The sequence below is a fragment of the Wenyingzhuangia aestuarii genome (genome assembly GCF_011927765.1).
Taxonomy (GTDB): Bacteria; Bacteroidota; Bacteroidia; order Flavobacteriales; family Flavobacteriaceae; genus Wenyingzhuangia; species Wenyingzhuangia aestuarii.
Genome location: NZ_JAATJG010000003.1, coordinates 99,090 through 124,374 on the forward strand (window position 1 = coordinate 99,090; position 25,285 = coordinate 124,374).

Annotated in this window: 21 protein-coding genes and 1 tRNA gene; 4 read left to right on the plus strand and 18 right to left on the minus strand. The window is 32.1% G+C overall.

All coding sequences use genetic code 11. From position 1 onward, the window contains the following. Positions 1-6 precede the first annotated feature (6 nt). The 4 genes from galK to GGR97_RS03905 all read right to left on the minus strand — a co-directional run bounded on the left by galK (position 7) and on the right by GGR97_RS03905 (position 3,365). Positions 7-1,152 carry a galactokinase gene (gene galK / locus GGR97_RS03890; RefSeq protein ID WP_167897146.1) on the minus strand — a complete coding sequence of 382 codons (1,146 nt, stop codon included), beginning with the start codon at positions 1,150-1,152 and terminating at the stop codon, positions 7-9. A gap of 65 nt (positions 1,153-1,217) precedes the next feature. Further along, positions 1,218-2,108: an aldose 1-epimerase gene (locus GGR97_RS03895; protein ID WP_167897148.1), complete on the minus strand. Its 891-nt coding sequence runs from the start codon at positions 2,106-2,108 to the stop codon at positions 1,218-1,220. Between the two features lie 12 nt (positions 2,109-2,120). Beyond that, complete coding sequence (locus GGR97_RS03900) at positions 2,121-3,119, minus strand: GntR family transcriptional regulator (protein ID WP_167897150.1); 999 nt, start codon at positions 3,117-3,119, stop codon at positions 2,121-2,123. Between the two features lie 164 nt (positions 3,120-3,283). Further along, a tRNA-Leu gene (locus GGR97_RS03905) sits at positions 3,284-3,365 on the minus strand. A gap of 117 nt (positions 3,366-3,482) precedes the next feature. Here GGR97_RS03905 and GGR97_RS03910 point away from each other — a divergent pair. The 3 genes from GGR97_RS03910 to pth all read left to right on the plus strand — a co-directional run bounded on the left by GGR97_RS03910 (position 3,483) and on the right by pth (position 5,724). After that, positions 3,483-4,424 (plus strand): ribose-phosphate pyrophosphokinase, encoded by a 942-nt coding sequence (locus GGR97_RS03910; protein WP_167897152.1) that lies wholly within the window; start codon positions 3,483-3,485, stop codon positions 4,422-4,424. Positions 4,425-4,432: 8 nt separating this feature from the next. After that, positions 4,433-5,002 (plus strand): 50S ribosomal protein L25/general stress protein Ctc, encoded by a 570-nt coding sequence (locus GGR97_RS03915; protein ID WP_167897154.1) that lies wholly within the window; start codon positions 4,433-4,435, stop codon positions 5,000-5,002. An 86-nt stretch (positions 5,003-5,088) separates the two neighbouring features. Then, complete coding sequence (gene pth, locus GGR97_RS03920) at positions 5,089-5,724, plus strand: aminoacyl-tRNA hydrolase (RefSeq protein WP_167897156.1); 636 nt, start codon at positions 5,089-5,091, stop codon at positions 5,722-5,724. 36 nt (positions 5,725-5,760) lie between these two features. Here the strand turns inward: pth and GGR97_RS03925 are convergent, their stop codons facing one another. The 14 genes from GGR97_RS03925 to GGR97_RS03990 all read right to left on the minus strand — a co-directional run bounded on the left by GGR97_RS03925 (position 5,761) and on the right by GGR97_RS03990 (position 22,811). Then, on the minus strand, positions 5,761-6,213 hold the full coding sequence (locus GGR97_RS03925) for a 6-pyruvoyl trahydropterin synthase family protein (protein WP_167897158.1): 453 nt from the start codon (positions 6,211-6,213) through the stop codon (positions 5,761-5,763). Position 6,214: 1 nt separating this feature from the next. Then, on the minus strand, positions 6,215-6,976 hold the full coding sequence (locus tag GGR97_RS03930; protein WP_167897160.1) for an enoyl-CoA hydratase/isomerase family protein: 762 nt from the start codon (positions 6,974-6,976) through the stop codon (positions 6,215-6,217). A gap of 10 nt (positions 6,977-6,986) precedes the next feature. Further along, positions 6,987-8,318, minus strand: a complete 1,332-nt coding sequence (locus GGR97_RS03935) for an MATE family efflux transporter (protein WP_167897162.1) — start codon at positions 8,316-8,318, stop codon at positions 6,987-6,989. Then, positions 8,305-9,150 (minus strand): alpha/beta hydrolase family protein, encoded by an 846-nt coding sequence (locus GGR97_RS03940; protein WP_167897163.1) that lies wholly within the window; start codon positions 9,148-9,150, stop codon positions 8,305-8,307. Before GGR97_RS03940 ends, GGR97_RS03935 begins: the two co-directional genes overlap by 14 nt. After that, a complete protein-coding gene (locus GGR97_RS03945; protein ID WP_167897165.1) occupies positions 9,150-11,903 on the minus strand; it encodes a PD-(D/E)XK nuclease family protein in 2,754 nt (917 codons plus the stop codon). Before GGR97_RS03945 ends, GGR97_RS03940 begins: the two co-directional genes overlap by 1 nt. Positions 11,904-12,018: 115 nt before the next feature. Then, positions 12,019-13,482, minus strand: a complete 1,464-nt coding sequence (locus tag GGR97_RS03950; RefSeq protein WP_167897167.1) for an OmpA family protein — start codon at positions 13,480-13,482, stop codon at positions 12,019-12,021. Positions 13,483-13,621: 139 nt separating this feature from the next. Next, the gene (locus tag GGR97_RS03955) at positions 13,622-14,230 is read right to left on the minus strand and encodes a hypothetical protein (RefSeq protein WP_167897169.1); all 609 of its coding nucleotides are present in this window, start codon (positions 14,228-14,230) and stop codon (positions 13,622-13,624) included. Between the two features lie 66 nt (positions 14,231-14,296). Next, positions 14,297-17,407 (minus strand): UvrD-helicase domain-containing protein, encoded by a 3,111-nt coding sequence (locus GGR97_RS03960; protein WP_167897171.1) that lies wholly within the window; start codon positions 17,405-17,407, stop codon positions 14,297-14,299. Between the two features lie 61 nt (positions 17,408-17,468). Then, positions 17,469-17,912 (minus strand): hypothetical protein, encoded by a 444-nt coding sequence (locus tag GGR97_RS03965; RefSeq protein WP_167897172.1) that lies wholly within the window; start codon positions 17,910-17,912, stop codon positions 17,469-17,471. Between the two features lie 80 nt (positions 17,913-17,992). Then, positions 17,993-19,153 carry a metal ABC transporter permease gene (locus GGR97_RS03970; protein WP_167897174.1) on the minus strand — a complete coding sequence of 387 codons (1,161 nt, stop codon included), beginning with the start codon at positions 19,151-19,153 and terminating at the stop codon, positions 17,993-17,995. Next, on the minus strand, positions 19,150-20,262 hold the full coding sequence (locus GGR97_RS03975; protein ID WP_167897176.1) for a metal ABC transporter permease: 1,113 nt from the start codon (positions 20,260-20,262) through the stop codon (positions 19,150-19,152). The genes GGR97_RS03970 and GGR97_RS03975 overlap by 4 nt, the downstream gene beginning before the upstream one ends. Next, positions 20,259-21,005, minus strand: coding sequence for a metal ABC transporter ATP-binding protein (locus GGR97_RS03980; protein ID WP_167897178.1), 747 nt, complete (start codon positions 21,003-21,005; stop codon positions 20,259-20,261). Before GGR97_RS03980 ends, GGR97_RS03975 begins: the two co-directional genes overlap by 4 nt. A gap of 221 nt (positions 21,006-21,226) precedes the next feature. Further along, positions 21,227-22,138: a metal ABC transporter solute-binding protein, Zn/Mn family gene (locus GGR97_RS03985; RefSeq protein ID WP_167897180.1), complete on the minus strand. Its 912-nt coding sequence runs from the start codon at positions 22,136-22,138 to the stop codon at positions 21,227-21,229. A gap of 1 nt (position 22,139) precedes the next feature. Next, entirely contained in the window at positions 22,140-22,811 is a 672-nt protein-coding gene (locus GGR97_RS03990) for a metal-dependent transcriptional regulator (RefSeq protein ID WP_167897182.1), read from the minus strand. A gap of 106 nt (positions 22,812-22,917) precedes the next feature. Here GGR97_RS03990 and GGR97_RS03995 point away from each other — a divergent pair, with 106 nt between their 5' ends. Next, on the plus strand, positions 22,918-25,233 hold the full coding sequence (locus GGR97_RS03995) for a TonB-dependent receptor (RefSeq protein WP_167897184.1): 2,316 nt from the start codon (positions 22,918-22,920) through the stop codon (positions 25,231-25,233). The last annotated feature ends 52 nt before the right edge of the window (positions 25,234-25,285 follow it).

A 25,285-nucleotide genomic window follows, 5' to 3' on the forward strand; every position in this document is an offset into this window, starting at 1 on the left:
TCTTGATTAAATTAAGTTTGTTCCATCAGACAATGCTACCTCGTAAGGAGAACATGCGTGTCCAAATTTTTCTGTATAAGCTGCTACTGCAGTTTCTTTAAAATCAGCAACCGCTGTTTTTTTAATTAAGTTGATTGTACAACCTCCAAAACCACCACCCATCATTCTAGCTCCTAAAATGTCTGAATTTTCTTTCGCTAAATCCACTAAGAAATCTAACTCATCACAACTTACTTTATATTGATGTTGTAATCCGTTATGAGAACCGTAGATTAATTGTCCTAATTCTACTAAATCTCCTTTTTTCATAGCAACGGCAGCAGCTTGTGCTCTGTTGTTTTCTTGAACAACATATACTACTTTTTGGAAATCCTCAGCAGACAATTGATCTTTTACTTTTTCTAAATCTGCTTCTGTAGCATCTCTTAAAGCATCAATTCCTAACAATTCTGCTGTCTTTTCACAAACAGCTCTTCTGTCGTTATAAGCACTGTCCGATAATTTGTGTTTTACATTGGTGTTAAACAACAACAATTGATAATCTTTAAAATCAATAGTAAACGGTTCTGCTTGTGCTGTTCTACAGTCTAATAATAAAGCACTGTTTTTAATTCCGAACATAGATGCGTACTGATCCATAATTCCACACTTTACTCCTACATAGTTATGTTCTGCAGCCTGAGAAATTAAAATCATTTCGTATTTAGTTAAACCTAAATCAAACAATGTATTAATTCCAAAAACCACACTATTTTCTAACGCAGCAGATGATGACATTCCAGCTCCATCAGGAATATTCCCTCCAAAAACGATGTCAAAATTCCCTACCGTTTTTCCTAATTTTTGAGTCTCAGCAACTACTCCAACAACATAAGCATGCCAGCTAGATAAGTTTTCTGTATCTAAATTAGTGGTATCAAACTGATATGTTTCATTCATATCAATAGCAATAGCAGTAGATTGTCCACTTTCACTTTTTTGAATAGCAGCAACAATTCCTTTGTCAATTGCAGCAGGAAAAACAAAACCAGCATTGTAATCTGTATGCTCTCCAATAATATTAATACGTCCCGGTGAATAAATTAGTACGGGCTCTGAGCTAAAGCTTTTTGCAAAACTTTCTGAAACTTTTTGAATTAATTTAGTATCCATTTTTTATGAATTTATCTATTAATGATGATCTAACTTTTACCTTAAAGTTAAATTTGATTTATTTTTTAATTGATGGCTATGCTCCAAGTTACACTGTGTGAATCTCCAGCTTGCAACTCTTCTAATCCTAACTTATTATTAAAGCTATCTGAAATTCCTGTTACAGGTTCTAAAGCAATTGTATTAGCTCTTGGTGGAGTGTACATTTGGAAATAATTTTCTTTAGCAGATGATGCTATCGTCATTTTATAACTTGGTGTATTAAAAACAACCGTTCCGTGATCTAAAGCGTAACAATTATCTAATTGCTGCTCTTTAATTTCAAAAGGCATTGCTACTTTTCCTTCTATAATTCCACGTGTAATCATTCTCTCATCAAACTCAACAGTTTTAGCACTAGAAAACTCTAAACTACTTTTTGACAAGTCTTGACATACAAAATAAGGATGCCATCCTAAAGTAAAAGGAAATGCTGTAACATCGTTATTTTCTACTCCTATTTCTAAATTAAAATTTGCTGCTGTTAGCGTAAATCTTAATAAAATAGTGTACAAATACGGAAAACCAGCAGCTTTACTAGTTTCTACATACTTTAAAGTAGCAGTAGCTCCGTTTTCTGAAGCATCTGAGCTTACAAGCTCAAACGTTTTGTTATAAATTAATCCGTGTAATGCATTGTTTAAATTCCCTTCATTACACTCTAATTGAAATTCTTGATTATTGTAGCTGTACTTTCCGTCTTTAATACGATTTGCAAATGGAAACAAAACCGATGAGGCATAAGTACTACTATATTCTAAAGGACTTAAATCCTCAATAATTGTTTCTGCCTTTAAAACTAAACTTTCTAAAGCTCCACCTCTATCTAAACAAATTTTAGCATTAGAAGTAGCATCCGAATTTCCTATTTCTATATAGTTTAATCCGTTTGATTGTGATTTTTTTACTGTATACAATTTTTTATTTTTTTATAATGATTCTCTTATAATTAAATGATTAGGGTTTTCTATTTGCACTTGCTCTTTGTTATTTAACATTTGTGCCAAACGTTTTCCCATATCGTTAAAATCTGTAGAAATAGTGGTAATTCCTCCCTCAACGATCTCTTTTAACAAAGTATCATTGTACGATATAATCCCTATGTTTTCAGAAAGAAGTAAACCTTGTTCTTTTACTTTTTTAACAATTCTTATTAAGTTTCTATCATCAGGAATTACATATACCTCTCCTTTTTCTAAAACTCTATCTTCAATAGAATCAACTACTTCATACTTAATATTAAAATCTTTGCAAAAACTCTCATAGCCTTTTAACATTCCTGATGGTTGAATCTTTTTGGAAAACAACAACACCATTTTATCATACTTTTTAATAGACTCTATACCTTTTTTTAAATTTAGATAGATGTCTTTTTCAAAATTTTGATAAATACCAGAGTATTCTTTTAATTCAGGATGCATTTGATCTAAGATGTAGACCTTTTCTTTAGGTAGTTTTTCTATAACCTGTTGTGTGTTCTTTAAATTTGCAGGCATTATTACATAAGAACTGTAATTCCCTATACTATCAAAAATTAACTTACTAAACACCTCATTATTAAAATGATGGAAATAAATATCAACTTCCGTATTTACTTCTAAATACTTTAATAAAGAATTATATAAATCTTCTTTAAACGCGTTTAGTTCATCAAAAAGCACAAAAACTTTTTTTCCTACTTCTATATGCTCACTTAAAACATAGTAGCCTTTTCCCGCTATGGATTGAATAATTCCTCTAGTTTTTAATTCGTTAAAAGCTGTTAGTACCGTATCTCTAGATACCTTATTCTCATTCTGAATTTTACTAATAGATGGAAGTTTATCTCCTTTTCTAAGTACTTTTCCTGCAATTGCCTCTTCAACAGACGTAATAATCTGTTTGTATTTGGGCACACCTAACTTTCTTTCTACTGGAGTTAATGTCATACAGCAAATATAAACAAAACTAGTATGTACTGGTAGGTTTTTTAGATAAATTTCAAAAAAACATATATAAAAACCGTTAACAAAAAACGTAAAACACTAATAATCAGAGTAAAAAATAAGATTTATTGCATAAAAAAATCCAACTCAGAGCTGAGTTGGATTAGTACCTAGGGCGGGAATCGAACCCGCACTTCCGAAGAAACTGGATTTTGAATCCAGCGCGTCTACCAATTCCGCCACCTAGGCTTTTTTTGGACTTGGTGGTGCAAATGTAAAAAAATATCAACGTATTGACACATTGTAAACCAAAAAAATTTCTACTTTTGCAAACAAATTAATCCATACTCAACAATACAATCTCAAATGTCTGTTAATCAATTAACTCCAAAAGTTTTTGCATGTTCACAAAGTACTGAATTGGCTAATGCTATAGCTAAACATTACGGAACTGAACTAGGTGACCTAACTGTAGCAAGATTCAGCGATGGTGAATTTCAACCTGTAATCAACGAAACTGTTCGTGGTAGAAGGGTCTTTATTATAGGATCTACTTTTCCAAACTCAGACAACTTAATGGAACTGTTATTAATCTTAGATGCATGTAAAAGAGCATCTGCTAAACACGTAACAGCAGTAATTCCTTATTTTGGATGGGCTCGTCAGGACAGAAAAGATCAACCTCGTGTAGCTATTGGAGCTAAAATGGTTGCTAATTTATTAGAAGCTGCCGGTGCAACTCGTGTAATGACTATGGACTTACACGCTGGACAAATTCAAGGATTCTTTGAAAAACCAGTTGATCACCTATACGGTTCTACAATTTTCTTACCTTATATAGAAAGTTTAAACCTACCTAACTTAACCATAGCTTCTCCAGACATGGGAGGTTCTAAAAGAGCTTATGCTTATGCTAAGTACTTAAATAGCGATGTGGTTATTTGTTACAAACAAAGAGCTAAAGCCAATGTGATTTCTCATATGGAATTAATTGGAAATGTTACTGGTCAGCATGTTGTTTTAGTAGATGATATGGCTGATACTGCCGGAACATTAACAAAAGCTGCGGATTTAATGATGGAAAGAGGAGCATTAAGTGTTAGAGCAATTGTAACTCACCCTATCTTATCTGGTGATGCTTACGAAAAAATAGAAAACTCTCAATTAACAGAGTTAATTACCTCAGACACTATTCCATTAAAACAACAGAGTTCTAAAATAAAAGTACTATCTTGCGCTCCCTTATTTGCGGAGGTAATGGATAAAGTTCAGAACTTCAAGTCAATTACGGATAAATTTATCATTTAATATATATTATGAAATCAATTACAATCAAAGGATCTCAAAGAGAAAGCGTAGGTAAGTCAGCGACTAAAGCCTTACGTAATGCTGGACAGGTACCTTGCGTTATATACGGAGGGGACAAAGTTTTACACTTTTCAGCAGATGAAAAACAATTCAAAAACTTAGTGTATACTCCTAACGTTTATACTGCTACGATTGAAGTAAACGGTGAAAAAATTGAAACTATCTTACAAGATATTCAATTCCACCCAATTCACGACAGAATTATTCACGCAGATTTCTACCAGTTACAGGCTGACAAAGAAATTTCTATGAACATTCCTGTAAACTTAGTTGGTAACTCTAAAGGGGTTATTGCTGGGGGTGCATTACGTCATAACTTACGTAAGTTAAAAATTAAAGCAATTCCGGCTAACTTGCCAGATACTATTGAAGCTGATATTACGAACTTACAAATTGGTAACAAATTATACGTTTCTGCTTTAAGAAACGATAGCTACCAAATTTTACACAATGACAACACTGTTGTTGCTCAAGTAAGAATGTCTCGTAACGCTGCAAAAGCTGCTGCTGAAGAATAAATTATATTTTACATATAAATCAAAAGAGCGTTACCTAGGTAACGCTCTTTTTTTGTTCAATAACCTTATATTTGCCAAAAACAACAATGGCATTCTTTTCTAAATGGTTTCAGCCTAAACAAATTTCTAACGAACACCCCATGAAAAAATTCTTAATCGTAGGTCTTGGTAACATTGGTGCAGAATACGAAAACACAAGACACAATATTGGTTTTAAAGTTTTAGACGAACTAGCCAAACAACAAGACACCTCTTTTAGTACTGATAAATTAGGAGATGTTGCTGTGTTTAAATTTAAAGGAAGAACATTTATTTTACTAAAACCCTCTACTTATATGAATTTAAGTGGTAAGTCTGTAAAATATTGGATGGATAAAGAAAAAATTCCTCAAGAAAATATTTTAGTAATTTCTGATGATTTAAATATTGACTTTGGAACGTTTAGATTAAAAGCAAAAGGTAGTGCGGGTGGACACAATGGTTTAAAAGACATTAACGAAAAGTTAGGAAATCAAAACTATGCCCGTTTTAGATTTGGAATTAGCGCTATGTTTGGAAAAGGCAGACAAGTAAACTACGTTTTAGGAGAATGGAACAAGGAGGAAGAACGTTACTTTCCTGAGCTATTAGACAAAGCCGCCAAACTGGTTATTGCTTTTGGAACCGCTGGAATTGGAAATGCTATGAATCAATACAACGGAAAACAAGTGGAAGACATATAATAAAAAAGGAGCCTAATTAGGCTCCTTTTTTATGTATTACAACTGATCACTAGCATACCACTCTGCAAAAGAGCTACTTGTTTCTTGTAGTTTTAAGGAGTGTAATTCTATATGATTAGGTAATCGTTTTTTAATTTTATCAGCAAAATCAAGAATCATCATTTCACTTGTAGGTTGATAATCTACCAAAATTACATTATGACCTCTGTCTTGTAATTCTTTTGCCAACTCTACATGAGGTGTGTTTTTATTAAACACTGTTGCATGATCAAAAACATCTTCAACCTCAGACTTTACAATTGTTTTTAAATCCGTAAAATCTATCACCATTCCGTTTTTAACATGACTTGAATCCTCTATAGGAGAACCAATAACTGTTACATATAATTTATAACTGTGACCATGAACATTTCTACATTTACCATCGTAACCGTGCAATGCATGACCTGTTTCAAAATCAAACTTTTTTGTAATTCTTATTTTTTTCATCCTATTTATTTTTAAACTGGGCTAATGCTTTTTTAGTTTCTTCTGACAACACCAACTTACCACTTATAGCAGCTCTTTCTTTTAACAACTCACCCCAATCATCAGTATTATCTTTCCACAAAGTTCTTTTAAGTGCCGATAAAGCTTGTGAATTATAGGTAGTTAATTGTTTTAAAAACTCAGAAACTCCTTTATTTAACTCTACTACACTTGTTGCTACCTTAGCATACAAGCCCACTTCTTTTGCCCATACAGCTGTTTTCCACTCTGTAGGGTTTAAGGTTAACTCTGTAAAATTAGCCAATCCTATTTTTCTAGACACAGCGGGTTCTATTACAAAAGGACCTATTCCAATACTAAGTTCTGACAACTTAACACTAGCCTGATCTGTAGCAAAAACGTAATCACTAGCGGCTGCTATACCAACTCCACCTCCAACGGTTTTTCCTTGTATAGAAGTCACCACTATTTTATGACTTTTACGAATGGCATTTATAACATTGGCAAAGCCCATAAAAAAAGCAGTTCCTTTATCTAACGTTTCTATTTCTAATAATTCATCAAAAGAAGCTCCTGCACAAAATGCTTTTTCTCCAGAACTTTTTAAATGAATTACACTTACATCTTCACGATCATCAAAAGACAAAATAGCCTTACTTAATTGTTTTAATTGCTCACTATTTAGTGAATTACTAGCAGGACTATAAAATTCTATTTCCGCTACTCTATTTGTTAAAGTAGCCTTTACATATGCTAAATCCATATTATTTATTTTATTGAAGATTTAATTTTAAAAGCTTTACAAATTTTATACGCAAAAGTAAGGCTCTTAACAACATCCATATGAGAAAAGCAATCCAAATTGCATATATTTTAAATTCTAAGAAATCTAAGATAATCAAAGTAGGTACAAATCCTACAAAAGTGGCTATTAGCTGTGTATTTCTTAAGCTAACAGCTTCTGCCATTCCTTTATACACATCATCATACACAAAAGCAATGGCATTTAAAGGTTGCATAATTAACACCATCCAAAAGAAATTTTCAAACGTATCTATCACTTCTTGATCATTGGTAAATATTTTTCCGATGTACGGATATAACATAAAAAACAAAATAGCTAAAGACACCGATACAATCAAAGCATATTTAGTAATTGTTTTTACCAATAACGCTAAATCTTTATAATTATTTTCTCCTTTTAACTTTCCTGATATAATTGCTGAAACACTCGCATATCCATCAATAAAAAAAGCAAAAAATAACCAAATTTGAAAAGCAATAGTAAAAGCAGCTATGTAATTAGATCCATATTTGGTAGCATAAGCATTAGAGAGCACTAAACTTGTATTTAAAGCAATGGTTCTAACCAACATGTTTAAACTAATACTAATGGTTCTTTTTAATTCCGGATGTACCTTAAATATTATTTTTAAACGGAAAGGTGTTTTTACAAATAACAACACCAAAGCAAAAACAAACATTACAAACTGTGCTATTAAACTTGCCCAGGCTGCTCCTTCTACATGCATAGCCGGAATTAACCCATCTACACCATACACCAATAAAAAGTCCAACAGAATGTTTAAAATAGCTCCTGTAGCACTAATCACCATAGGCCAAAAAGTATTTTGTAAACCTCTAAAGATAGAAAATACAGAAACTATAAATAACAGCAAGGGAAAACCCAAAGCCCTAATTCTATAATAAGAAACGGTATAATCTAACACCAAACCATTAGCATTGTAGAGTTGAAAGATTTGAATGGTTAAAAAATACGTTATACAATAAATAGCACAGCCCAACACAATGTTGATTCCTATCATTTGAGCAGGCAATCCTATAATTTTATCTAATTCTTTTTTTCCTAAATACTCGGCTACTAAGGCCGCAATAGCTACTTTACTTTGTGTAAAAATCCACCCTAAAGTTGCAATAAAAGAACCTGCAAGCCCAACTGCTGCCAAAGCCTCGGTGGCGTTTATAGACACATTTCCTACCACAGCGGTGTCTGTTAAAGAAAGTATAGGTTCTATAACTCCAGATACAATAGCTGGAACTGCAATACTATTGATGTATTTAAACGAAAATTTACGCTTGCCCATTGATAAATTGGATTGATTTTTCTACAACCTTTTTTAAGTCTGATGGCATTTCTTTTTCTGTATAAGGTTGAGAACATCCTAGCGCATGATTCATGTTTTCTATCCAAACCAATTGGCTATTTGGATTCCATTTTTTTACATTTTCAGATTCAAAGGCTTTTACCACAACATCATTAGTTCCATGTACCAATAAATGATTTGCTTTTAAATTTTTAGCAGCGTTTTGAATATTAAATCGATCTTTATTTTTGACAAAATCTTTATAAAAAGAAATGTAATGTGGCATTTTCTGTTTGGTTCTAGCATTTTTAATATGTGCTACCCCTCTTAATTTCCACCACCACAACTTAAAGCCTGTAGGAAAACGAACTTCAAAATCGGACACTCCAGCCCAAGAAATTATATTTTTTACTCTTGTATCTTCATTTGCCTTTAACGTAACAATTCCTCCTCCTCTAGAATGACCAATTAACGTTAAATTCTCTGTATCTATTTCTGATGCTAACTCATCATTCTGTAAAACAAAATCTATTACCGATTGTAAATCGTCCATTTCTTTGGTGAATGTATTTTTACCAAAAGCTTTTAAATCTGGAAAATCTATAGGTTGCTCTGCCGTTCCTCCGTTATGTGAAAAACTAAACTTTGCAAAAAAGAAATTTTGTTTGGCAAATTCAGTTGCCATTAAATTCCAAGCCCCCCAATCTTTATATCCTTTGTATCCGTGACAAAAAATTACGATTGCTTTTTTTTGTCCATTTTTGGTATAATGTAAATCTGTTAAAATTGGTTTTTGGTGCTTTCCTTGCACCTGAATATTTTTGTGAACCATTATACTTCTTTTTTATACTTTTTGTCTAAATTCTCTACAAAAGTACGTTTGTTATCTAAAATCTCATCAATCAAAGCAAACAATGCTTGTTTAAAACTTTCTAAATGCGCTGTTGTAACCGTGTATTCTTTGTTTCTAGGGTTTTCAGAAAAATTCATTGCTAAAAATCCTGCTTTAAAATTCTTAAACGAATAAATTCCTGTTTCTAAAACTCTTTCATCTAAATTAAATTTATGTTCTTCTGAATACAACAAAACATACGTCATTACTTGTAGAATTTTATGGTATTTATAATCGGAAGTCACTAAAGACAAATCTGACAATTTTAAATCTTTGGCCTCTACTTTTCCCGTTTTATAATCTACAATTCTTCTTACACCATCAACCTCATCAACCCTGTCTATTTTTCCTTTTAAAGCTACTTTATGCCCATTTGGAGTTGTTAACTCTACCTTATACTCTCCTTCTAAATCTTTAACAATAATTTCTTTACCTGCCTTAATCTCTTCCAACTCTTTGTTTAAGAAATTTAGCACAAATTGATTAGCAACTTCATTAATCAACCTGTTTTTCCCTGTAGTAGTATCTCCGGATTTAAAGTATTCTTTAAATTTAGAAGCCACCATTTCTTTAGCTTCCGATTTCATTTTTTTGATATCTTCTGCAATAAGAATTTTACCCACATAAGGCTTGTATAAAAACTCTAAAGAATCGTGAACTACAGTTCCTAAGGTATTGTGAGCAACTTCTTCTTCTACCTTATCTGTCTCTTTAATTTTTAACACAATTTTCTGGTAAAAACTAAGTGGATCGTTTATATATTCTATAATTCTACTTGGCGATGCTCCTTTTTTAAAATAGTTAAGTAACAATTCCATCACTCTAGGAGTTTTTTCTACTTCTCTTGCCGTTACCGTATTTTTATGAACAGGAGCCACTACATTTTTATACGTAATATCTTTTTCTTTATCAATTAACAACTGTGTTAAGAATCTACTCATTTCACCCGCTCCAAAATCATTGGGCTTGGTATTGTACAATAAATAAATATTTTCTGCTCTCTGAATTAATCGATAAAAGTGATACGAGAAAATAGCATCTTTAGCCAAATAGGTAGGCATGTTAAAATGCTTTTTTACTTCAAAAGAAATAAAAGAACGCTCTGTTTTTCCTGATGGTAAGATCCCTTCGTTTACAGAAGTTAATATCACATTTTTAAAATCTAAACAACGGGTTTCTAAAACCCCCATTAATTGCATTCCTTCTAAAGCTTCCCCTTTAAAATCTACCGTTTCTAAGGGCAATAACTTTTTAAATATTTTATACAATACTTTAATATTGCTAATGTATTTGTATTGATTATTTAAGTTGATTATTTCTTGAAACACTTTTCTGTACCCCTCTACATACAATAATTCTATACCTTCTAACTTGCTATTTAAGTAGTTGATAAAATCTATAATTGCAGATAAAAATTCTAAAACATTAGGAAACTCTCCAAACAAAGCACTAATTGATTTGTGAAAACCATGCTTATCACAAAGATTGATGATGGTATTTTGTGTAATAAACACCAAGTTGTTTTTGGTGATATTGTCTATAACTTTACTATTGGTGTTTTCCGTAATTTTATTGACATATGGGTGTCTAAAAAATGACAAAACATCTTTGTAATAAAAAGATTCTTTCCCTAATTTTTGCTTATTCAAATGCAAATCAAACAAAGACTGAAACAAACCTGCTAAAGGAATATTGCTCAACGCATATCCCATTGTAATATTTACCTTATTCACCTCACTTGGCAACGAATTTAAAACTACGGGTAAAATAGATTCTTCCGCCAATACAAAGGCAGTATCTTTTGGATCTATTTGCTTTCCTAAAAACGACGTAGCAGCTTTAATTCCGGTAACATTTAGAGGAGTTCCTAAAACCTGAATATTTTTCTTTTGCTTAAAATGATTGTTTACAAAATTCTTTCGTCCTTCTTTTTGCAAACATTCCCACTCGTTAAAAAACTTTCTTACAAACATACCAGCCTCATGCTCGTCATCTAAGTAATATTCATCTACATCCCAATAAATATGATTGTGATCTTTGGCTAAAAAACTTTTAAAAATTTCTTCTTCGGCTTTGTTTAAAGCATTAAATCCGATAAAATGAAACGATTCATTCTTACGCGTTTCTAAATATTCTTTATGATTGTGATAAGCCTCTCTATAAATTAAACCTTGATATCCTGCTTTTTTATCTAATAAAGTACTGCTCAGTTTTTGATAATACACATACAAGTCTTTTACAAAATTCATGTAATTTTTAATTGTATCTGTTTCCGTTTCTTTTTCTGGAGACCAATCTTTTATATTCTGAAGATCTGTTAAGTAAGAAAAAATTTCTTTTCCATTTACCAAATGCCTATCAATCTCATTAAAATCTTGAATTACAATAGTTGCCCAACCAATAAATCTTTCAAAGGTATCGGGTTCTGTGCCTTTAAATTCTTGATTATAAATATTAAAAAACTCAAAAACCAAAGAAACCTGATCCATACTTTCTAAGCCAGACATCTCTTTGATAAACTTTTCTATACTAACTATTTTTGGCAAAAAAGACACCTTACCATTTAGCTCATCTTTAAAACAATTTTTAAGATAAATACCTGCACGTTCACTAGGAACTATACAAGTTGTGTTTTTTAAATCTTGTTGTTTATCTATTACAGCTTTCGCTGTTTCTTTTAAAAATGTCTTCATATATATGTTCAAAAAGCTGTTATATAAAGGAACGGTTTTTTTAAAGAGTATAAAAAATTAGGCATAAAAAAAGCCGTCTCAAATTGAGACGGCTTTTAGAATATTTTAAAACTTATTATTTTTCAATTGCACTTAAAACAACTCTTCTGTTTAAAGCTCTACCTGCTGCAGTATTATTACTTGCAATAGGTTTAGTTTCACCATAACCAACAGCGTTTAATCTCCAGTTAGCAATTCCGTGAGATGTTAAATAATCTACAACAGCTTGTGCTCTTTCTTGAGATAGCTTTAAGTTTTTAGCATCGTTACCAGAGCTATCAGAATGTCCTTCTACATCAAAACGAACTCCGTCAAATTCTCTCATTACTTTAACAATTACATCTAAAGTTTTTGTTACTCCAGGTTTAAAAGCTGCTTTACCAGAATTAAACTGAATTGTTTTAGCATATGTACCTAATGATTTTTTTGCTTCTTCTGTTAACTTAACAGGACATCCATTGTTAGATTTTGGTCCTCTTTCGTTTACACAGTTATCTAAATTATCAGTTACACCATCACCATCTGTATCCGCCCATGGACAACCACCGTTAGCAACTGCTCCAAAAGTCTTAGGACACTTATCATTGTTATCAGACAATCCATCTTTATCAGAATCTGGACATCCAGCATCTTTTTTAGGACCTGCTAATGTTGGACATAAATCTTTGTTATCAGCAACACCATCTCCATCTGTATCAGGACAACCACCAAATTCTCCAGCTTTGTTTGGACAAGCATCAAATTTATCAGCTATACCATCTCCATCTGCATCAGGACAACCTTTAGTTGCAACAGTACCTGCTAATTCAGGACATTCGTCATCTTTATCAGAAACTCCGTCACCATCCATATCAGGACAACCTTGTAATTCTTTTTTACCTACTATTTGAGGACAAGCATCATCTGCATCTAACACTCCGTCAGAATCGGTATCTTTAGCTCCAAACTTTAACACTAAAGAAATAGAGTGTTGAAAATGGTACGCTCCAATGTATGGTGCACTACCAACTCCGTTAGCATCAAACAAAGAACTTGTTTTGTATGCAGATTCAAAATTCAAACCTACTTTATCATTAAACCATGTGTTAAAACCTAAAGTTGGAGATAATTCTAAAGCAGAGTTACTATCTACCCAAGCACCACCAATACTAAATTTAGCATAAGGGTCAAACCATCCTGTTTGTCCAAACAATTCATTTAAGTCATATCTTAAACCAAAGTCTAAAGAATAATATGTTTTTTCACTTACTTCTCCAGAAGGAATTTCATCAATAGAGTTTAATGCCCCAACAACATCTACTGTAAAACCTTTGTTTAAATACTTTGCAACATATAATCTACTTAATACAGGTAATGCATTAAAGTCTTTTACACCAATATAATCTTTCAACTGATCAAAAGGTTTAGATATCCCATATCCAGAAACATCTATCATATTAATCCCGACTCCAATAGCCCATGGATTTTTTTCATCTTGTGCAAATGACTTTATTGAAAAAATCATTACAATTAAAAGCGATACTATTTTAATTTTTTTCATATTAATTTTAGTTTTTAGTTTAAAATTACTGCAAATATACGAAATTAACATACATCAATTATTAACCTATGTTACAAAAAAACAAAAGGCTATTTCATTACGAAATAGCCTTTTGCATGTTATTTATTCTTTATAGTAATTACTCATCAAACCTTAATACAAAAGAAATTGAGTGTTGAAAATGGTATCCTGAAGAAACAATAGCTGAATTGTTTGTTCCTACTAATGAACTAGTTTTGTACGATGATTCAAAGTTTAAACCAACATTTTCATTAAACCAAGTGTTAAATCCATAAGATGGAGAAATTACAAATCCTACAGATTCAGAATCAACCCATGCTCCACCTAAAGATAACTTTACGTAAGGATCAAACCAAGCAGTATCTCCTACTAACTCGTTTAAATCATATCTAGCACCAAAATCAACAGAATAATACGCTGCATCATCTGGACTTCCAAAAGGAGATTTACTAATTGTGTTAATGGCAACAGCACCATCTACAATAATTCCTTTGTCTAAATATCTAGCAACAGATAATCTAGATAAAGATGGCAATGTATTCCAATCTCCAGCACTAAAATAATCAGAAACCTGAGAACCCAAGTCTCCCAAACCTGCAGCACTAACATCTACCATGTTAATACCAAAACCGATAGCCCATTTATTTTCTTCATCTTGTGCATTTGCCTTTAAAGACGTTAACGACACAAACAATGAGAACAATAATAATACTTTTAAATTTTTCATGATTTATTATGTTTTATTCTAACAAATATAAAAAAAATAACAAGCTTTACTACACATAGTATAAAATTATGAAATCCTTATCTCTATAGAATCATTACAATAAACCAAAAATTTATTTTTAACAACATAGCCCATAGAACTTAAAACATTACCGTAATTTTCTATTTGTAATTGATGTTGGGAATTAAAAACTCCTGTTTTATAATCTATAATAGTTACCTCTTTATGGTTAAAAATAATTCTATCCATAATATTAACTTCACCACTTTGAGTTATAAAAGAGCGTTCGTTAAAAACCTCTAAACCTTCTTTATAATAAGTTACTAAGTCTTTATGTTGAACAACATTATTTATAATTTGTTTAGCTTTTGCAGATACCTGACTAGAAAGCGCTTGTTGATCTATATAACTAAAAGCTAATGGAACATCTTTAATAGATACAATTTTTTCAAAAGCATGATGTATTAGGTTTCCAAACAATCTTGCCTCATCTTCAGTTTCTTGATTTTGAACCACAAAAATTTGATTCTCTTTTTTATCAATACTTAAAAAATCATCTAATACCCAATTCTCTTCACTATCCTTAACTTTAGATAACCTTTCCGGATTTCCAACTTCGTAACTTAATTCACCTCCTTTTTCCGTAGCAAACAATTTAAAATAGTCTGAATAGTTTTTTACCGTATTGGATTTAGTATTCTTTGTATCGCACAAAATAAATAACTGTTCTTCAGCCCTAGTTAAAGCCACATATAATAAATTAAAATTATCTAGCTGAATTTCTTCATTTACTTTATCTAAATATTCTTTTCCTTGAGCTCCATATAGTTCTAACTTACTAGAAACTGGAATTTGAAAACTCTCAAAATCTTGAAACAGCTCTCTTCCTTTAGTATTGTACCAAACTTTTTCGTTCTGAATGTATTCTGTATCTAAATCAAAAGGGAAAATTACTACGGGAAACTCTAGTCCTTTGGATTTATGAATCGTCATAATCTGAACAGCATTTTTACTTGGCGAAACCTCTACTGTTAATTTTTCTCGCTTTCTATTCCAATACTGCAAAAAGGACTGCAATCCTCCAGATTCTTTTAATTGAAATTGTAAAACCAAATCTAAAAAGGCTTGTCCAAAAATATCAATGATGGGTTGCAGCTTAAACGCTCTAATAATATATTCAACTCCATCATATAAAGACTGAGCAAAAAACTCTGATAGTTTAAAATCTACCTCTAAGTATACTAATAACTCATCTATGTTATTTGCTTTAATACAGGTTTCGTAAAACTCATGTTCCGGAATTTGAATCCCCAAATGATCTTTAAAAAAACACAATATCTCTATCAATTCTTCTTTGTCATCATTGTTCTCCAACCATCGCATAAAACGAATAAAAAACTGTACAAGTTGATTGTTTTTTAACAACAAACTGTCTGGAGAAATTACCTCAACACCTTTAGACACCAAATAATCTGCAACAGCAATTCCATTTGTTTTTTTACGGGTTAACACACAAATATCTCCTCTATTAAAACCTTTTGCTTCTATATCTAAAATCTGCTGATAAATTTTTTCTGAATAAAATTCATGAGCTTCAAACTCCTCATCCCTTTCAAACACCTCTAATTTTACATAACCACCTTCTTTGCTATTTACTCCTTGATTTTTTTCTTGATCATATATTTCTTGATAAGTAGGCTGTTTTAAATAAGATGAAATAAAAGAGAAAAACTGATTGTTAAAGTTGATGACATTGCTATAACTACGAAAGTTTGTGTTTAGTGTTAAAATTTCTTTTTCTACAAAAAACTGATTTTCGTTTTCATTAGACAATTCCACAAATTGCGATGCTTTTCCTCCCCTCCATCTGTAAATAGATTGTTTAGCATCTCCCACCAACATTAATCCACCTTTGTTTTGCGATAGCGTGTTATGAATTAACGGAATTAAATTCTGCCATTGCAATTCAGAAGTATCTTGCATTTCATCTATAAAGAAATACTGAAATTTCTCTCCTAAACGCTCATAAATAAAAGGAACCGGTTGATCTTTAATTTGCTTACTTATAAAACGATTAAATTCTGAGTTTAATCTAAAATTATTTTCTTCTTTTAAATTAGAAAACTCCTTGTTTATATGACTTAGAACCGCCAACGGAACTAAAGATTTTAATATTTTTTTAACTAAAAAGTATTGTCCTAAATGGTCTTGACATAATTTTTGAGAAATAGCGTACAATGTTAGTAGCTCTTCCTGAATCAAATCAATTTTATCTCTATCTGCTAATTTTACAGGATCTTTGGGTTTAGATTTGGCATACAACACTCCTTTTTCCATATTTCCAATCAATCGTTTCCCTGCCAACTCTTCTTCTTTTAACATCCAACTTCCTAAAAACTTTTTAAAGTAATTGGGTAAATCTCCACTAGCAAAAGAACTATATGTAATGTCATTTTCATCAATCAAACCAAGAGACTGTTCTCCTACTTGTTTAAAAGCCTGCTCTGTATCTAGTAAATATTTTTTTAAGCGTTTTTCTAATTTCTGAAAATCGGAAAGATGAGTATTTACCAATTTAGAAACCTCAATTTCATTTTCTTCGTTTAACAAAAGCTTGGCAACCTCTATTAAAGAAGCGTTAATATTCCAAGATTTGTCATCATTTACCTGATGTAACGTATAGTTTACCAAGGTTTCTGTTAACTCTTTATCTTCTCCAATTCTAGAAACCAATAAATCAATAGTTTCTTCTAACAAAGGCTCTGCATCCATTTCTACTTCAAAATCTAGAGGCAACCCTAAATCCAAAGAAAAAGTTCTAATAAGCTTATGTGTAAAACTATCGATAGTAATGATGTTAAAACTTGCATAATTATGCAATATATTATTAAGAACTCTTTTAGATTTTTCCTTAATTTCTGTAGTTGATAATCCTGTTTCTGTTTTTAAAACCTCCACAATAGGATTTTCTTTTTCTATAGAAGCATCTTTTAACGTAGTTAACACACGCTGTTTCATTTCTGATGCTGCTTTGTTGGTAAACGTTATGGCTAATATTTTCTGAAATTCAAAATCGCCGGAAGTCAGCACAATTTTTAAATATTCTTTAACCAACGTAAATGTTTTACCACTACCTGCCGAAGCATTGTAAACTTTAAAAAAACTTTCTGAAATCATAGCATAAAAAAAGAGATTGTCTAAAATAGACAATCTCTTTTAATAAAGAGCTACATACAATCTACTCTTTCGGAATTGTATTTGCTCTTTTAATTTCTTTGGTAAAAGTCTCCAAATCAGCTTTATTTTGAACTAACTCTACAGCTAATCTTACAACTTCTTCATGTGTTTCTATACGGAATCCAATACCAATAGCTAGTTTTTCTAACAATTTAATAGACAAGTCTAAAGATTCTTTCTCTACCAACAGCATATCTGTAAGTGTATAAAGCCTTTCTATTCTTTCCTCATAACCCGACGGAGGATTCATAGGATACTGTTCTGGTTTACGAATAATACTTCTGTAAGCCAAATCGCTAATATTTAATTCTTCTTTTACTTTTTTAATCAATCTAATTTCATCTCTATTTAGTTTTCCATTAGATTTTGCAATTTTTACAATGTTAGCTAAGTGTCCCCTATTTTTCTTTTGAGATCCACTTAAAAATATATTTAATATTGACATATTGTTTGTTGTTTTAGGTTGTTAACTAAATATAAGATTTTAGCCTTAATTATACAACTTCAAATAACATACCAATAGTTTTATCCTCTAAACAAAAAGAAGTTCTGCTTAATTCCCTCTAACTCTGCATTTTTATTATCAGAAATATAAGAAACAGCCTTATTTGTGAATTCTGCTCCTTTTGGGGTTAAACTAACTACATCATTTTTAATCACAATCATATTGTTCTGATTAGCCAATCTTAACACCTTTCTAGCTAACTGACTTGTCCAATTTATATGTTCTTGTAAGTGGTTTACATTTCGTTCTTGCTCCTCTTCATGATTTGCAATATGCAGCATAAACACCAACATGGCTACCTCTGTTTTTTGTTGTTTTATTTTATACCACTGAGAAATATATCCCTTGTCCGGAGCAAACAAATACACCATAAAAAACAACAAGCCTAAAACCGTAGCAATAGTTCCTGCAATAGAAGCATCTAAAAAATGAGCTATCCAATATCCTACTATAGATGCAAACACACCTAACAAAGCAGAGTACACCAACATTTTTTTAAGATTATTGGTTAACAAGTAAATACTTGCAGCAGGTACAATCATAAAAGCCACTACTAAAATAGCTCCAATAGCATCAAAAGCCCCAACCGTAGTTACCGATGAAACCGTCATTAACCCATAGTGAATTCCAATAGGAGTAAAACCTAAAGAAGCTGCTAAACCTGCATCAAAAGTGGCTACTTTTAATTCTTTAAAAAACAAAATCAATAAAGAAATAGAAACCGTTAAAATAGTTCCAATCATCCATAAAGATTTGGGTCCCATATCTATTCCATTGTACATCCATCTATCAAAAGGAGCAAAAGCAACTTCTCCTAATAAAACAGCATCTACATCTAAATGAACATCTCCTGCATTACGAGCAATTAAAATAACTCCAATACTAAACATAGACGGAAACACCAATCCTATAGCTGTATCTTCTTTTACCAAACCTGTTTTCTGAATATATTCTACCAAAACAACAGTTAACACACCTGTTAACGTAGCCATTACAATTAACAAAGGCGATGCTAAATCTTGTGTAATAAAAAAACCCAGTACAATTCCTGGTAAAATAGAATGACTAATAGCATCGCTAATTAAAGCCATTTTTCTTAACACCAAAAACACCCCTGGCAAAGCACAAGCTACAGCCACCAAACTCAAAATAATTTGTATTTCTAACTGTGCATTTGTCATAACTCTTGCGTATATAAGTTTTTAGCCGTGTTAAAACCTTTTTCTGTTAAAGACCAATCACTTCTGTTCAACAAAATCAAATCTTCGGCTTGTAATCTTTTGAGACTTTTTTTAGTGTATCCCTGAAAATTATTTAGCAACTGAATTTTATGTGGATGCGAAATATCTTCGTGATCTTTTACCAAGTTATACATAAACATCAGAGTCTTCATCAACTTTAAATCGTTTCTATTTTTCCACAATTTAATTTGCTTAAACAACAAACCTCTAATAGGAGAAAACACAAAAGAAAACACTACAAACAACGTAGCAATTAACACAATAACAGGTCCTGTAGATAAATTGTTTGCACTAGCACTTATAGCCGTTCCTACCACTCCAGAGGTTGCCCCAAACAAACCAGCCAACATCACCATTTTTGCCAAACTGTTAGTCCATTGTCTAGCAGCAGCAGCAGGTGCCAACAACATGGCACTCATTAAAACCACTCCCACTGTTTGTAAACCCATTACAATAGCAATTACAATAAAAGAAGTAATTAAAGTATCTATAAACTTTACATTAAACCCTAGGGTTTTGGTATAATCCGGATCAAATAGCACCATTTTAAATTCTTTCCAGAACAATAAAACAATTAACAATGAGATTCCTGCAATGGCCGTCATTAACCAAACATCGCTAGCCAATAAGGTAGCCGCTTGACCAAATAAATATTTTTCTAACCCCGATTGATTGGCATTGGGTAATTTCTGAATATAAGTTAGCAACAACATTCCAAACCCAAAAAAAGTAGACAGTACAATTCCCAAAGCAGTGTCTGCCTTTAAGTGTGTTTTAGATATAATTCCTTTAATAAAAACCGCACTAACCAAACCACTAGCCAAAGCCCCTAACAATAATCCGTTATTACTTTTTACTCCTAAGACCAAAAATACAATAGCAATTCCGGGTAAGGATGCATGAGAAATAGCATCTCCCAACAAACTTTGTTTTCTTAACACAGCAAAACTACCCAACATACCACAAACAGCTCCTAAAACCGCTGTTCCTAGTGTAATAATTTGCAAGGTGTAATCCTTTAACAGTAAATTTAAATATTCATTTATCATAACTTACCTTCTGTAATACTTGTCTTATAGTTAATTCCATAAGTTTTGGTCAAGTTATCATCGTTAAAAATTTGCGCTACAGGTCCTGTGGCAATCTTTTTTACATTTAAAAAGGTCACCCAATCAAAATATTCTGGAACGGTTTGTAAATCATGATGTACTACAATAACCGTTTTTCCTGCTTTTCTTAATTCTTTTAAAATCTGAATAATCGCTTTTTCTGTGGTTGCATCTACTCCCTGAAAAGGTTCGTCCATAAAATAAATAGATGCGTTTTGCACCAAAGCTCTCGCCAAAAAAATACGCTGCTGCTGTCCTCCTGATAACTGAGAAATTTGTCGGTTCTGAAAAGGCAACATTCCCACTTTTTCCAAAGCTTCTAATGCTTGTTTTTTCTGAGTTTGCCCAGGTCTTTTAATCCATCCTAAAGAACCGTAAGTCCCCATCATAACCACATCTAAAGCCGTGGTAGGAAAATCCCAATCTACACTTCCTTTTTGTGGAACATAAGCCACCAAGTCTCGTTGTTTTTTATAAGGTTTTCCGTACACCGTTACCGATCCTGCCAAGGGTTTTATAATATCTAAAATAGCTTTTAACAAAGTAGATTTTCCCGCTCCGTTTGGCCCAACAATAGCCATTAAAACTCCCTCCGGAATTTGCAAATCAATATCCCAAAGTACCGGTTTGTAATTATACGCTACTGTTAAATCATCAATAGCAATGGCAATTTTTTGTTCCATTTTTTTTTATTTGGGGTGTTTCCCTTCCCGAAACTTCGGGAGGGTCGTGCTTTCCTTACTCGCTTTTAAAGACTCTCGACTCCGCTCGAGCATCTTTAAAGAGCTCAAACAGGCCAGTCAATCACTAACACTTTTATGATTTATCAATTAATTCTCACTTAACATCTAGTTCTTGACTATGCTTGAACACCTATTTAATTTTATAAAAACTCAATTAAGTCTTACTTTAATGCATTTACAATAGTATTTACATTGTAACGAAACATTCCTATATAATTTCCCATTTCGTCGCTTGGATTCCCCAAAGCATCCGAAAATAATTCTCCACCAATAACTACCGTATGCCCTTTAGAATTTACCGATGCCTGTAAAGCTTCTACCGTTCTTTTAGGAACTGAACTTTCTACAAAAATGGCTCTTACTTTGTTTTCTATAATAAAATCAGAAATACGTTGTACATCTTTAACTCCAGCTTCTGTAGCAGTAGACAATCCTTGCAATCCTACTACCTCAAAATCAAATTCTTTTCCAAAATAAGAAAAGGCATCGTGTGCTGTTACTAAAATTCGCTTCTCTACAGGTAATTCCTCTATTTTAGTCTTTACCTCTGTTTCTAAAGCTGTTAATTTTGCCAAATAATCTGCTCCATTTTTTTGATACACTAACTTATTTTCTGGATTTTCTTTAATCAAAGCTTCCGTTAATTTAGTGGCAATTGTTTTCCAATTCTGAATAGAAAACCAAATATGCGGATCGTGAGAACTTGCAAACGCTTCTGAATTAATGATTTGTTCATGAGCTAAAAAATCACCCAAAGCAATGGTCTTTTTCCCTACCTGATTCATTTTTTCAAAAACATCTACCAACTTTCCTTCTAAATGCAAACCGTTGTAAATAATTAAATCGGCACTGGTTAACTTAGAAACATCTCCCTCTGAAGCTTTGTACAAATGAGGATCTACTCCTGCTCCCATAATTCCTTTTACCTCAATAGCATCTCCTCCAATAGTTTTTACCAAATCGGTAATCATGGTGGTAGTGGTTACTACCGTAAACTTTAAATTGTTTGTTTTTTCTGCAGGTTTACAAGCTACAAAACAGATGGCAACTACAATTGCTATAATTTTTTTCATTCTAATTTTTATTTTGTTTTACATACAAATTGCTAGAAATTTGCTGTGATATAGATATTTTTTGCCCCTCAATTAATAACAACATAGAATTATCAAAATCTTCTTTGTGCAATACTTTTATCTCAACTCCTAGCTTGATATCCGCATTGTCTAAATACTTTAAAAAAGCACTAGAACTATCTTTTACACCTACAATTTTACTTTCTTCATTAATTTTTAAAGAAGACAAAACCGTAATATTTCTTTTGATAAAATTCCCGTCTTTATCTGGAATAGGATCTCCGTGTGGATCGTATCTAGGAAAATCTAAAAAGGCATCCAAGCCATCTGTTAACTTTCTAGACTTTACATGCTCTAACTGCTCTGCAACTTCGTGAACCTCATCCCATTGAAAACCTAAATGACGAACCAAAAACACTTCCCAAAGTCTATGTTTTCTAATAACATGCACTGCAATGTCTTTTCCTGTAACGGTTAAAGATACTCCTTGGTATTTTACATAATCCACCAACTGTTTTTCAGCCAATTTTTTAATCATATCTGTTACCGATGAAGCCTTGGTTTCCAGCCTCTCCGCTATTTTATTTGTACTTACAGGTTTGTTAGCTACAACAAACAAGCTATAAATAGCTTTTAAGTAATTTTCCTCTGTTTGTGATAAATCGAATTTCATTATTACAAATATATAAATTTAAACAACATAAATTATTAAAAATATTTTTAGACTTATCTAAAAAATTATATAGATTTGCTTAAAAATAATTTCATCAATAAAAAAAATGAAGATATCCGTTTACCTATTTACTTTTCTATGTTGCTTATTTACACACGCACAACACAGTCACATAAAAGGAATTGTTAGCGCTACCAACCAACCTGTACTTGCTACCATTAGTATAAAAAACACAAATCAAAATACTAGCACCAATATTAATGGGAAATATCACTTAGATATTACAGAAGGAAATCATCTTTTAGTCATTAATGCAATTGGTTACAAAACCAAAGAAGTCCGTGTTTCTATAGCTAAAAACGAACAAAAAATCATTAACATTAACTTAAAAGAAGATGTTTTAGGCTTAGACCAAGTTGTAGTAACGGCTACTAGAGGTTATTTAAACAGAAAAAAAGCTCCTGTAATTGTAACCGTTACCGATGCTAGAGTTTTAGAAGCCACACAAGCCGTAAGTTTATCCGAAGGACTGAATTTTCAACCCGGATTAAGAATGGAAACCAACTGCCAAAACTGTGGAACTTCCGAAGTAAAAATGAATGGTTTAAACGGTTCTTACACTCAAATATTAATAGATAGCAGACCTGTATTTAGTGCTTTAAACAGCGTGTACGGATTAGATCAAATTCCGGCAAACATCATCAAACAAATAGAAGTGATCCGTGGTGGTGGTTCTGCATTGTACGGTTCTAATGCTATTGCCGGAACTATTAACATTATCACCAAAGATCCATCAGAAAACAGTTTTTCTGTAGGTAGTAATTTGGCACTAATTGGAGGAAATACCCAAGACAAAACCATCACATTTAACGGAACGGTAATTAACCAAGATTTTGATACTGGAATAGCTCTTTTTGGAATGAAACGAAAAAGAGAAGCTTTTGATGCTGACAATGATGGATTTACCGAAATTACCGAAATGGAGAACACTTCTTTTGGCCTAAAAGCTTTTAACAGACCTACTGATAGAAAAAAAATTACAGCTGAATTTAACGCAAATAACGAATACCGAAGAGGGGGAAACAACTTAAACCTTCTTCCTTTTTTAGCTGATGTTACTGAGCAAATAGCATCTACCGTAATTTCTGGAGGCCTTACCTACGAGTATTTAAACCCAAACTTAAAAGACAATTATTCCGTTTACGCATCTACATCTGTTTCTAAAAACAAAAACTTTTACGGAGGATTGGCCGGTAGCAATCCAACCGGAGAAAACATTAAAGAAAGTATAGAAGGTTTTGGGAAATCTAAAGACATTACTTTTGTTACAGGAACTCAATATGCTCATAAATTTGACCAATTTTTAAACAACACAGGAACTTTTACAGGAGGAGTAGAATACAAATACAATAGTATAGATGATCGTAAAGAAAACCCAGATTTTGAACCTATTTTACAAACCACTCATTTAATAGGAATCTATGCACAACAAGAATGGATAGTAAACAACAAACTTAGAATACTAGGAGGCTTAAGAGGAGATATTCACAATTTGGCAGAAGAAACAATTGTTACAAATCCAAGAGCTAACATTTTGTACAGCATCAACAAAAACTTAAGATGGAGAACTAGTTATGCCAAAGGATTTAGAGCTCCGCAAATTTATGGAGAAGATGTGCATGCCTCTTTAGCTGCTGGAGAAATTAGTAGAATTAGAAATGCCGATGGATTAAAATCAGAAACATCACATAGTTTTTTAACCTCTTTAGACTGGAGCAAAGAATTAGAAAACGGAGATTTTTCTTTAGTAACCGAACTCTTTTACACCAAACTTAACGATGCTTTTGCACTAGAACAAGGAACAGAAACTACTCCTGATTCTGGAATTTTTGAATGGATTAGAAGCAATTCTGACGGAGCTAAAGTATATGGAATAAATATTGAATTAAAATACGCACCCAATTCAGATTGGATTTTTCAGGCAGGAGCAACCTTGCAAAGAGCTTTATTTAATAACAAAATTGAATGGTCGGAAGAAGAACCAGATCAAGCAACTAAAGAGTTTAACAAAACGCCAAAAGTTTATGGTAATTTTATAGCTACCTATGCTCCTACCAAAGCATTTCAAAACAATTTATCTGGAGTATTTACAGGCCCTATGCATGTACAGCATTTAGCAGGATACATTCCTACAGACAAGCTAGAAAAATCACCCTCCTTTTTTGAATTGAATTGGAAATCTTCTTACCAATTTTTTGTTGACACACATAAACACACTTATTTTGAAATTTCTAGTGGAATTCAAAACCTATTTAATGCGTATCAAAATGATTTTGACCAAGGAGTAAACAGAGATGTAACTTATATTTATGGACCACAAAGACCTAGAACGTTTTTTGTTGGGCTTAAATTTGGAATTTAAACATCCAAATTTAAAATATATATACTATTTTAAATACTAGTTTATAAGCATT